General features: G+C 62.2%; 11 protein-coding genes and 1 pseudogene. 4 read left to right on the forward strand and 8 right to left on the reverse strand.

Annotation, left to right across the window (positions count from 1 at the left end; genetic code table 11):
- Positions 1-118, forward strand: a pseudogene (locus tag ACX3P0_RS17235) (IS30 family transposase); the annotation flags it as partial.
- 122 nt (positions 119-240) lie between these two features.
- On the opposite strand, the gene ACX3P0_RS17240 reads toward ACX3P0_RS17235, so the two are convergent.
- Positions 241-876: a hypothetical protein gene (locus tag ACX3P0_RS17240; RefSeq protein WP_459090344.1), complete on the reverse strand. Its 636-nt coding sequence runs from the start codon at positions 874-876 to the stop codon at positions 241-243.
- A 410-nt stretch (positions 877-1286) separates the two neighbouring features.
- The gene (locus tag ACX3P0_RS17245) at positions 1287-1760 is read right to left on the reverse strand and encodes a MarR family winged helix-turn-helix transcriptional regulator (RefSeq protein WP_459090346.1); all 474 of its coding nucleotides are present in this window, start codon (positions 1758-1760) and stop codon (positions 1287-1289) included.
- Between the two features lie 123 nt (positions 1761-1883).
- Between ACX3P0_RS17245 and ACX3P0_RS17250 the strand changes: the two genes are divergently transcribed.
- Positions 1884-2306: an organic hydroperoxide resistance protein gene (locus tag ACX3P0_RS17250; protein WP_459090348.1), complete on the forward strand. Its 423-nt coding sequence runs from the start codon at positions 1884-1886 to the stop codon at positions 2304-2306.
- Positions 2307-2370: 64 nt separating this feature from the next.
- Positions 2371-2862: a hypothetical protein gene (locus tag ACX3P0_RS17255; RefSeq protein ID WP_459090350.1), complete on the forward strand. Its 492-nt coding sequence runs from the start codon at positions 2371-2373 to the stop codon at positions 2860-2862.
- Between the two features lie 585 nt (positions 2863-3447).
- Here the strand turns inward: ACX3P0_RS17255 and ACX3P0_RS17260 are convergent.
- Positions 3448-3774, reverse strand: coding sequence for a DUF1330 domain-containing protein (locus ACX3P0_RS17260; protein ID WP_459090352.1), 327 nt, complete (start codon positions 3772-3774; stop codon positions 3448-3450).
- A 185-nt stretch (positions 3775-3959) separates the two neighbouring features.
- Between ACX3P0_RS17260 and ACX3P0_RS17265 the strand changes: the two genes are divergently transcribed.
- Positions 3960-4649: a winged helix-turn-helix transcriptional regulator gene (locus ACX3P0_RS17265; RefSeq protein WP_459090354.1), complete on the forward strand. Its 690-nt coding sequence runs from the start codon at positions 3960-3962 to the stop codon at positions 4647-4649.
- Positions 4650-5116: 467 nt separating this feature from the next.
- Here the strand turns inward: ACX3P0_RS17265 and ACX3P0_RS17270 are convergent, their stop codons facing one another.
- The 5 genes from ACX3P0_RS17270 to ACX3P0_RS17290 are packed head-to-tail and all read right to left on the reverse strand — an operon-like array spanning position 5117 to position 11487.
- A complete protein-coding gene (locus tag ACX3P0_RS17270; RefSeq protein ID WP_459090356.1) occupies positions 5117-6283 on the reverse strand; it encodes a mandelate racemase/muconate lactonizing enzyme family protein in 1167 nt (388 codons plus the stop codon).
- A gap of 12 nt (positions 6284-6295) precedes the next feature.
- Positions 6296-7366: a tartrate dehydrogenase gene (locus ACX3P0_RS17275; protein WP_459090358.1), complete on the reverse strand. Its 1071-nt coding sequence runs from the start codon at positions 7364-7366 to the stop codon at positions 6296-6298.
- 7 nt (positions 7367-7373) lie between these two features.
- A complete protein-coding gene (locus ACX3P0_RS17280; protein WP_459090642.1) occupies positions 7374-8450 on the reverse strand; it encodes a tartrate dehydrogenase in 1077 nt (358 codons plus the stop codon).
- A 14-nt stretch (positions 8451-8464) separates the two neighbouring features.
- On the reverse strand, positions 8465-10510 hold the full coding sequence (locus ACX3P0_RS17285; protein WP_459090360.1) for a tripartite tricarboxylate transporter permease: 2046 nt from the start codon (positions 10508-10510) through the stop codon (positions 8465-8467).
- Positions 10511-10521: 11 nt separating this feature from the next.
- Positions 10522-11487: a tripartite tricarboxylate transporter substrate binding protein gene (locus ACX3P0_RS17290; RefSeq protein ID WP_459090362.1), complete on the reverse strand. Its 966-nt coding sequence runs from the start codon at positions 11485-11487 to the stop codon at positions 10522-10524.
- Positions 11488-11582 lie beyond the last annotated feature (95 nt).

Genomic DNA, 11582 nt, shown 5'->3' on the forward strand with positions numbered 1-11582 from the left:
CCTATCTCTCGTCTCGCAGGATCAACTCGACGACGTCGCTCTGAGGCTCAATCAGCGACCCCGAAAAACCTTGGACTTCGAGACCCCGGCCGATAGGCTGCAGAAGGTGTTGCGATGACCGGTTGAACTCACCGCCCCATCCTGGCCATTCATTAAAGTTGCTGCGAGCTTTTCGCCCCCTTGGCTTTTTCCGATCTATCTCCTTACCCATCATGGCATCAAGTCTTATCGGACTTGCCGTCAGCGAAGCAAACCATCGAGGTCGAACTCATCCCAACCTTTGAGCCTTGGAGGCAGGCCGTCCTTCTCGAGAACGGAGGCCGAGCCAGCCTTCTGCTGGCCTTTGCCAGCCCGTGTGAGAGCAGCCTTGCCAGCCGCGCGCCGCCTGTTTTCCGCAGCGGCGATCGCATCTTCTTCACGCCAGACATCGGGCATTCCACGATCGAGGACATCCTCGATGAGACGCGGGTCGAACACATGGAAAGTGATTTTCCGCGCGCGGCCGCGCAGCTTCACTGTCCGTGTTCCAGCGCTTTGCAGACGGCCGTCCTTGAGCCACCGATGCCGCTCGACCGAGGTGATCGTCAGGATGTCCTCGACCTCTCGCGGAATGACCGGCAGGTCCTCGATGCCATTCAGAATCCTCGATATGATTGTGATGGTGTCGTGGAAGTCATTGTCGCTGTCGTCCGGCACTCGCAGTTCGAGCGCCCCGGACGCGATATCGACTAGCTTCTTCGCCGAAAGCGGCAGGCCAGCCCGCACCTCTAGAAGGATTCCTCTGGCCCGAACCGACGACCCGACCGTGGCGGCAGTCGAGAGCGGCCATTCCTGGATTAGCTTTGTAGGTTGCGGCATCTTACGGCGTGCAGGCATGGGGCTCAGATAGGTTTTCGAGCATTCAGCCTCAACCCTAAATCTGCTTATCACTGTGCGACACGAGCGTTGACTTGATCGGTCTCTTTGGTTGAAGCTCAGCTTTTCGGATTATTCGCCTGAAGCTGCTTATCCGCAATCGGCCCCAGACCTGTAGCTCGAGGTTAGAAGCGACGACGCTGAAAGCGGACATTGCAGATGGCCGTTGGGATCATATCTGTCGCAGAAGTCAGGTGTAGAATTGTCGCTTTAATCGGGATTTTCGCGAAAGGGCGATGTCGGCTTCCGACCCCATTGCCACCGTTCGGATTGCTCCCGTCGCTGTTCGAAACCTGCCGTTCTTTCAATTCGACCTGGCGGCAAGAAAGGGGGCCGGAAGCGGTACGTCCCGTCTTGCGCGCTTTCGTCGATCAATTGCGCTGCTTCGGCGGGTTTTTTATGGACGATGACTTAGCCTCGGCAGTCAGAGCGGCACGCAGGCGACGAACTTCCTGATTGAGGGCTATCATCTCTTTTGCCGTCATACCTGCTTTGGCGAAAAGCGCCTCTCCGAGACAGCGGCTCTGCTCACTGAGCGCCTTGCCTTGATCGGTCATAATGACCCGAACACTGCGTTCATCCTCGGCGCTGCGGAGTCGACGCACCAATGACGCGGCTTCCAAGCGCTTGACCAGAGGGGTGATCGTGCTTGGCTCGAGATCGAGCCGGGTTGCAATTGCGCTGATACTCAAACCGTCCTTCTCCCACAGAGCGTTCAGCACGAGATACTGCGGATAGGTGATGCCAAGCCCATCGAGCAGCGGCTTGTAGAGCCGGCTGACCGCCATGGAGGTGGAATAGAGCGAGAAGCAAAGTTGGTCTTCGAGAGGGATGTTTTGGGTCATGAGGCTACATATCACGCAATTGTTTATCGCGGCAAATAAAAAACTGGACAGCTGATTGGCGAAGCGTTAGGTGTGTGTTTATTGCGATAAAGATTTTCGCGATATCAATCTAAGGAGACCGATATGCCCGTCAATGTTCTATATAGCACCAAAGCCACATCCACCGGCGGCCGTGATGGCAAGTCTCGGATCGAGGGTGGACGGGAGATTGCGCTGTCCACACCAAAGGAATTGGGCGGCAACGGGGGAGAAGGCACAAACCCCGAACAACTCTTTGCTGCCGGCTATTCAGCCTGCTTCCTCGGCGCGCTCAAGGCGGTTGGATCCCAAATGAAGGTCAAGGTTCCGCAAGATGCCGCGGTCACCGCGACGGTCGGGATCGGGCCACGCAGCGAGGGAGGCTTCGGCATCACCGCCGCGCTGGCGATCAGCCTGCCAGGCCTTGCTCGTCACACCGCCGAACGGCTGGTCGAGGCCGCGCATCAGACATGCCCCTACTCCAATGCGACCCGCAACAACCTCGATGTCGAGTTGACGCTCGTCTGAGGCCTGATCGCGCCAATGTCCTGCACCCCGGGGTCGTCCCCTGGGGCAGCGGAAAGGAATCGACATGTTTGGAATTACACCCCTCGGTTGGCTGCATACGCTGGGCAGCCTGCCCGCCATTCCCGCCGCCGCCTATATGCTTGTCCGCCATGGCCGGATAACCCCACGCTCGGTCGCCGGCCGTATCTATTTCGTCTGCATGGTGATCGGCGGGCTCACAGTTTTCCTGGTGGCCACCGCGCCGGAAAGCCCGATCATCGGAGCGGCCACCCTGTTGCTTCTTTTTGCCGGCTATACGGTCGGACGGGTCACGATCCTGGGCCGCGTCCGCCGGTATCTGGAAACCTTTCTCCTGACCCTCACGGTCTTCCTGCTGATGGTCCCGACAGTCTCCGAAATATTGCGCCGCGTTCCCGATGGCCACCCGATCGTGACGGACCCGGACTCTCCCATTCTAAAGGGCGCGCTCGCGAGTCTCGTGGTGATGTTGATTTTCGGTCTTGCCGCGCAGTTTATCTATCTTTTCAAGTTCAAGGTCAGCAACAGAGCACGCTGAAAAGCCCAGCGTCGTGATCGGACGTTTGCCGGGATACTCAGTGAGGGTTTCGAGTTCTCGGGCGACGGAGGATGGCTGGCGCGCAAGCATGGCACGCATCGCGCTGGCGTCTTCGAAGACAGTCTGCTCGCTCTTCCAGCAAGTAAAGCTCCGAACATGCTTATGTGCTGCGAATGCGAAAAATGAGACGTCTGTGAAAGACCTGACCGTACCCGGAATCTGCCGTTCCGCTTCCCACCCCAGAGCGGCGGAGCTGTCGCATAAATTCTGACTTTGCTGCCAAGCCAATGGCGAGGATGGGGTGGATTCTTGCCCGACTGCTTCTGGGCGGCGGAACTGGGAAAGCTGCCATTCAGGTGGCCGCCGCACTTCGACCGCAACGCGCCCCCATTCCGGACGTTCAAGGCGCCTTTGCCACTGCCCAAGAGCAGACGTCACCCACGGGAAGCTGGCAAGCAGCCAGTGCACTTGGCGCCGGATCGAACGAAGAACCGCAAGTGGAGAGCGACGACGGTGATTTGGGGAGCGGTTCGGCGCGCCAATTTTGCGGACGCGCCGAAATTGAGCATTAAGGGCGGGCGGCTTTCAAGCGGCCGTCAGATACGGAATGGCGCCTGCGATGTCGGTGTCGTCGATCATGTGGAAGTTGCTGACGCTGCCGGCCCGGCGCGCCTTGGCATACGGCGCATAGTCGGGATCATTCGCGAAGCGCTCGAGTGCGTCGCGGGAAGGAAATTCCAGTAGCGCAATGAGCGTACTGTCCTTTTCCTGCCCCTCCATCGTGCTGATGTTTCCGCTCCGGGACAGGTAGCGGCCGCCATGTTTTTCGACGAGCCTGTGCACGTTGTTTGCGTATTCCGGCACCCATCCGTCGTCGGTGACCTTGATGTCGGCGATCAGGAAGACACTCATTGTGGTTCTCCGTTCCTCTGCTTTTCGCAGCGATCTTCATGAAGGCCACGATACGCACTCGATGCTGGAGCCGACGGCGGCAATGGTCCAGTCACGGAACTGGAGCGCGGGGTACAGTTTCTGTACTTTAGCCGCCCCGCTTAGCTGCTAGCATGAGGACCTCAGTGAACTCATGGAGGTCTTCAGTGTCCCAACCCGGTTACAAGCAGTTTTGCCCTTTGGCGATGGCGGCCGAAATCCTGTGCACCCGGTGGACCATGGTGCTGCTTCGTGAGTTTATAGCCGGATCAACACGCTTCAACGATCTTCGGCGCGGGGTTCCCAAGATGTCGCCGACGCTGCTTTCCCAGCGGCTGAAGGAACTCGAGATCGCGGGCATCGTCGAACGGCGTCCGCTGCATTCTGAGAAGGGTGTGTTCGAGTATCACTTGACCCAGGCTGGAAAGGACTTGCGACCCGTTGTGGAAGCCATGGGATTTTGGGGCCAGAAATGGGTCGAATCGAGCCTTTCCCTCCGCAATCTCGATCCTTCCCTGCTGATGTGGGACATGCGGCGCAATCTGAACCCCGAGCCGTTGCCCAAATTGCGTACGGTGGTACAGTTTTTGTATTCGGATCTTCCGGCTTCCAAGAGCCATTGGTGGCTCGTGATCGAGCCTCAGGGTGAAGTCGACCTGTGCTGGTCAGATCCCGGCTTTGAGGTCGATCTCTTTGTCACGACCGATCTGCGCACCATGACGGCGATCTGGATGGGCCTGACCACGGTCGCGCAAGAGAAGAACATCGATCTCTCGGGCTCGCGCATGGTGGCATCCTCGATGCAGGCGTGGCTCGGCCTTAGTCCCTTCGCTGTCCAGGCGAAGCTCGTTGCATAGGACCGGGCCGCGCGGGCAATCACATTCATCCTGCTCCTCGGAAGCGCTGATCGCGGTACAGCCAGTGTCTGACCACAGCCGCGGACGTCAGGGCGGTGTCATGCGGCAGGCCGGCCATGCCGGCGGTTAATGTCGGACATTGAGGTCAGCATTGCCGCCTCCTGAAAGCCGACATTCCAACTGGCTACGCTGAGGGTCGTGGTTGCGCCAAGAGCGGTCCTTCGAGCGAAGTTCCTTGGGTGTCATGTATCACCGGAAGCGGACGTTGGTCTGCGCTGTTGCACCTCATAGCGTAGCCCAAGAAGCTATAACAGCGGCTGCCCGCCGTGACCCGGAAGATCGTGCGGTGACGCAACCATTTCGGGAATTTCGGGAGCGGCCAGAGAGCCCAAAGTGCGTGCAAACCGGACCGACAGAGTGATACGCCCATTTGCTGCTAGACACGCAAGCGGCCAAGCGACGCAATCTCATTCGGCGATTTCCCGCATCACGTGGTAGAGCGCCGACTTGGCTTCGAACCCGACGCCCGGGATCTGCGGCAAGCGGACATAGCTGTCTTCCACGGCAATGCCGTCCGCAAAGCCGCCGAAGGGCTGGAACACGTCCGGATAGCTCTCGTTACCACCGAGATGGAGGCCGGCGGCGATGTTGAGCGACATCTGGTGGCCGCCGTGAGGGACCACGCGGCGCGAAGACCAGCCAAGTTCCTGCATCACCTCGAGCGTGCGCAGATATTCCACCAGCCCGTAGGACAGGGCGCAGTCGAACTGCAGCCAGTCGCGATCGGACCGCATTCCGCCGTATCGCAGCAGATTGCGGGCGTCCTGGTGCGAGAAGAGGTTTTCGCCGGTGGCCATGGGCAGGCCGTATTGGGCCGCAAGCTCGGCCTGGAGCGCGTAATCGAGCGGATCACCCGCTTCCTCGTACCAGAAGAGATTGTAGGGCTTGAGGCCTTCCGCATAGGCGATGGCGGTGCCGAGATCGAAGCGCCCGTTGGCGTCGACCGCCAGCCGCCGACCGTCGCCGACCACGTCGATCACCGCTTCGATGCGGGCAATGTCTTCCTCAAGCGGCGCGCCGCCGATCTTCATCTTCACCACTGAATAGCCGCGGTCGAGATAGCTGCGCATCTCGTCCTGCAATTTGCAGTGGTCCTTGCCCGGATAGTAGTAGCCGCCGGCGGCATAGACCCAGACCTTCTCATCGGCCACGCCGCCACGGAAGCGGTCGGCAAGCAGGCGCCAGAGCGGAACCCCCGCGATCTTGGCCACTGCGTCCCACACGGCCATGTCGATCGTGCCGACGGCGACGGAGCGCTCGCCGTGACCGCCGGGCTTTTCGTTGGTCATCAGCGTCTTCCAGATCGCGAAAGGATCCAGATTGTCGTTGGCTTCGTCGACGAGGCTCGCCGGATCGGCCTCCAGCACGCGGTCGATGAACCGGTCGCGCATCAGCGCGCCCTGTCCGTAGCGGCCGTTGGAATTGAAGCCGTAGCCGACCACGCGCTTGCCGTCGCGGATCACGTCGGTGACGACCGCGACCACCGAGCAGGTCATTTTCGAAAAATCGATATAGGCGTTGGCAATCGGGGAGGCGATCGAGACGGTCTTCTCGCGGATTTCAAGAATCTTCATGTCGGTTCTCTTTCAGTTCAGTGCGTCGGCAATCGCCTTGCCGCAGGTCACGGTGTCGGCCATGCCGCCAAGGTCGCGCGTGCGCAGCGCAGGTTCAGCCAGAATCTTTTCGATAGCTTTGAGGATGCCGGCGGCCGCCTCGGGATGGCCGAGATGGTCGAGCATCATCGCGCCTGCCCAGATCTGGCCGACCGGGTTGGCGACGCCCTGGCCGGCAATGTCGGGCGCAGAACCGTGGACAGGCTCGAAAAGCGAGGGGAGGGCGCGCTCCGGATTGATATTGCCCGACGGTGCAATGCCGATCGTGCCGGTGCATGCGGGGCCGAGATCGGACAGGATGTCGCCGAACAGGTTCGACGCCACCACCACGTCGAAACGGTCGGGATGCAGCACGAAGAGCGCGGTCAGGATGTCGATATGATATTTGTCGACCTGCACGTCCGGATAGACCGCCGCCATCTCCGCCACCCGCTCGTCCCAATAGGGCATGGTGATGGAAATGCCGTTCGACTTGGTGGCCGAGGTCAGGTGACGCCCGCGTTTCATCGCCAGCTCGAATGCGTAGCGCAGGATCCGATCGACGCCGGTGCGCGTCATCACCGTCTCCTGCATCACGATCTCACGGTCGGTGCCGGGAAACATCTTGCCGCCAATGGAGGAATATTCGCCCTCTGTGTTCTCGCGCACGATCATCATGTCGATGTCGCCCGGACCTCTTCCCGCAAGCGGCGAGGAGACGCCCGGCATCAGGCGCGCCGGCCTCAGGCTCACATACTGGTCGAACTCGCGTCGGAACTGGATCAGCGATCCCCATAGCGAGACGTGGTCGGGCACCGTGGCGGGCCAGCCGACCGCACCGAAGAACAGCGCGTCATGGCCGCCGACTTGCGCCTTCCAGTCGTCGGGCATCATCTGACCGTGCTTGGCGTAGTAGTCGCAGGACGAGAAGCCGAATTCGTCGAACCGGAAGTCCAGCCCATAGCGGCCAGCGGCGGCCTCGAGCACGCGAATGCCTTCAGGCACCACTTCCTTGCCGATTCCGTCTCCGGGGATCACGGCGATGCGCATGCTGTTATTGCTCATTTCGTCCTCAATCGTTGCGGCCGCGGATGGCGGCGATGACGGCCTCGGTCACGCGGTCGGTGGTGGCGGTTCCCCCCAGGTCGGGGGTGTGAAGTTCGGGACTGGCAGTAACCGTCTCGATCGCGTCCATCAGGCGGCGGGCAGCTTCAGGCTCGCCGATATGGTCGAGAAGCATCGATGCGCTCCAGAAGGTGGCGACAGGATTGGCGATGCCCTTGCCGGTGATGTCGAAGGCCGAACCATGGATGGGTTCGAACATCGAAGGCGTCCGCCGTTCGGGATTGAGGTTCGCGGTCGGGGCGATGCCGATGGAGCCTGCGAGCGCGGCGGCCAAGTCCGACAGGATATCGGCATGCAGGTTGGTCGCCACGATTGTGTCGAGCGACGAAGGATTCAGCGTCATCCGCACGGTCATGGCATCGACGAGCATCTTGTCCCAGGTCACGTCCGGAAACTCCGTGGCAACCTCACGGGCGATCTCGTCCCACATCACCATGCCGTAGCGCTGAGCGTTCGACTTGGTGACCACGGTCAGCAGCTTGCGCGGCCGCGACTGCGCCAGCGCAAAGGCGTGGCGCATGATCCGCTCGACGCCGGCTCTGGTGAAGATCGAGACCTCGGTCGCGACTTCACCCGGCAGGCCCCTGTGCGAGCGCCCGCCCTGGCCGGCATATTCGCCTTCCGAGTTCTCGCGCACGATCACCCAGTCGAGGTCGCCGGGTCCGACGCCGCGAAGCGGGCTTTCAATGCCGGGCAGAATACGGGTGGGGCGGACATTGGCGTACTGGTCGAGCGGCTGGCAGATTGCCAGGCGCAGGCCCCAGAGCGTCAGGTGGTCGGGCACGTCGGGGGCGCCGACCGCGCCGAAGAAGATGGCGTCGAAGGCGCGGAGCCGTTCGGCGCCATCCTCCGGCATGAAGTCGCCGGTCCGCTTGTAGCGCTCGCTGCCCCAGTCGAAGGTCTCCACCTCGAGGCGGAAGTCGCCGTCGCGCTCGGCCAGCGCCGCAAGCACCCGGTGGCCCGCGGCAACGACCTCGATCCCGATCCCGTCGCCCGGGATCGAGGCGATCCGATAGGTCTTCATCATTGTTCCTTCTCTTACATCAGCATGCCGCGGGGCATCCGGAGGAGAAGCACGTCGGCCATCAACCACCAGAAGACCGCGACGGTAACGATCGCAACGAGGCCGCGGAGGAGCCAGGTGCGGGCCGGCACGCTGTCATGCTCGCCGACGGCGGTCATGGCGACAAAGGCCGTAAAGCTCGTGACGATGAAGCCGACGACCGGCAGGAGCCAGACCCAGACCGCGAAGATGGCAACCAGGATCGCCCGCCGCCTGTTGGAAACAGGTCCGACCGCGGTCTCGGTCGGGACCGGCCGGTTCCTGCCCATCACTCCGAGGACGGTCAGTGCGGCCGACATTGCGGCCAGGAGCACCGCGATCGTCTTGGGGAAGATCGAGCCCATGGCCGACATGCTCTGCGCGCCCCAATAGGCCAACCCGGCAGTGGCGAGGAAGATTGCGGCCAATCCCACCGCGCCCCAGTCATGGCCGCGCGCCGCCACGGGCTCGGCTTCGGGCAGCGGATGCGCATGGTCGAGCGCGCCGGGACGGCCCGTCGCCGCCGTTGCCACTTCGGTCAGGGCGGCGGTGCCGCGCTTTCTTGCCCGGTAGTCGGCCCAGAAGGGATAGAGCAGCGTGATCAGCGCGGCGAGGATGATGGCGATGCTGATCGGGCGGCCGAAGAACATTCCGAAGAGGTTTCCGGTCGCATTGCCGATGAGATAACTCTGTACGAAGCCCTGCTCGGCAATCGAGCCCAGCACCAGCCCGAGCACGATCGGCGACGGCGAGAACCCGTAGCGATTGATGAACCAGGCGATAATGCCTACTCCCAGCATGACCTGGGTGTCCTGCACGTTCGAATGGACGGCGAAGGAGCCGATGATCGTCAGGAACGCCACCGTCGGAACCAGGAGCGCCTTCGGGAAGGCGATGACCGACTTGTAGGCGTAGCGCCCGATCAGCAGCCCCGCCGGCAGCATCAGGATGGTCGCGATCAGAAGGCCGTAGATAAAGGTGTAAACGATGTGCCCTTCGGAGGAGAACAGCGTCGGCCCGATCTTGATGCCCTGGACCAGCAGGGCGCCGAGGATGATGGCGTCAGGCGGCGTGCCGGGAATGCCGAGAACCAGCGTCGGGATGAAGCCGCCGCCGACGGTGGCGTTGTTGGCGGCTTCGGTGGCGATGACGCCGTCGGGCTCGCCCTTGCCGAAATAGGCCGAGCGCGGCGATGCCCTGCGCGCCTCTGAATAGCTAACGAGGCCGGCGATCGAGCCGCCGGCCCCGGGGAGGATGCCGATCACGGTTCCGATCACCGACGAGCGGGCGACGTTGAATTTTTGCTTCCAGCAGATGCCGACCGCTTCGCGGAACCTGATCCCGTCGGTATCGCCTGTGATCTTGAGATGCGGGTCCTTGGTCGCGACGAGGTCGATGATGACCGGCACGCAGTAGAGCCCGATCAGCGCCGCGACATAGTCGATGCCGCCGAGGAAGGCTTGCGAGCCGAGCGTGTAGCGCACGTCACCGCCGACGACGGCGACGCCGACCATGGACATGAGAAGGCCGATACACGCGCCGATCAGGCCCTTCAGCGTGTTTCCCACGGAAAGCGCCGAGATCAGCGTCAGACCGAAAATGGCCAGCCAGAAATATTCCGTTGGCCCGAAGGCGAGCGCCACCTTGGCGAGCGGCGGGGCGAGCAGCAGCAGGCTGATCGCCCCCACGAGACCACCCACGACCGAGGCGATGGTGGCGAGCGTGATCGCCAGCCCGCCGTCGCCCCGCCGGGCCATGGGATAGCCGTCGAAGGTGGTGGCGATGGAGGACGGCGTTCCCGGTGTGTTCACCAGGATCGCCGCGAAGGCCCCGCCGTAGATCGCGCCGGTATAGATGGCGCCGAGCGCGATCAGGCCCGCGGCGGGGTCCATTGTGAAGGTGAATGGAACCAGCACGGCCACGGCCATCGTTGCCGACAGCCCCGGAAGTGCCCCGATGACCGTGCCCAGTACGACGCCGCCGAGGGCGAGCACCAGGTTGAACGGGCTGAGCGCGTCCAGGAAATAGCCGAACAGTTCCATCCGCCGGTCTCCTACTTGTCGCCGATGCCGAGCGCTTCTGCGCCCGCGGCATATTCAGCCTTCATCTCTTTCATGAAGGCGTCCATCTTGTCGTAGGTGATGTCGGTCAGCACGAAGCCTCCGTCCTCCATCTTCTTCTTGAAGTCGGGGTGCTCGTTGATCTGCTGGACGATGTCGGAGATGCGCTGCCGCATTTCCTCCGATGTCGAGTCCGGCACCGCCACGCCGCGATAGGCGCCGCCGGCCATGTCGTAGCCGAGTTCCTTGAAGGTCGGCACGTCGGGGAAGGCCGGCAGTCGCTCGTCGGAGGCCACGGCGAGCATCCTGAGATCCTCGCCCACATTCACGCCGGACGTCGCGTAGTTGAATCCCGCCCTCGTTTGCTGGCCAAGGACGGCCGTCATTGACGGGCCGGTGCCCGAGAAAGGCACATAGGTGGTGGTGACGCCCGCAAGGTTGTCGAACTTGGCTTGGCCGAGATTGTTCGCCGAATTCGCGCCCGAACCCGCGAATGTCACCAGCCCCGGATTCTCCTTCGCATAGGTCACGAGATCCTCGAGAGTCTGGAACTCGCTGTCCTTGTGCACGAAGATCGCGTTCGGTGTGTAGTGGAAATAATGTACCGGCGTCAGGTCATCGGTGGCGTAGCCGACCGAACCTTCCATCGGCTGCAGCACCGTGTGCGGCAGGTTGATGCCCATGATCGTGTAGCCGTCGCCCTCGATCTGGTTGAGCTCCGACCAGGCCTGCGCGCCACCGGCGCCGGGCTGATACTGTACGACCACGTCGTGTCCGGTGACGTCCTTCCAGACGCTCTGCTGGTAGCGTGCCGAGACGTCGGATTCGCCGCCGGCATTGAACGGGATGATGTAGGTCATCGGCTTGGTCGGAAAGTCTTCGACCGATTGCGCTGCGGCCGGCAGGGCAGTCAGCAACGCAAGCGCCGTGCCTGCGACGAGGGTCAATTTGATATTCATGGTCATCCTCCCAGAGATCGGCCCGAACGAGATGTCGGGCGCCTGTTTCAAGAAAAGTTCGGCAGGCAGGCAGCACACCGACCTGCATTGTCTGC

It is taken from the genome of Mesorhizobium sp. A556 (genome assembly GCF_054489545.1).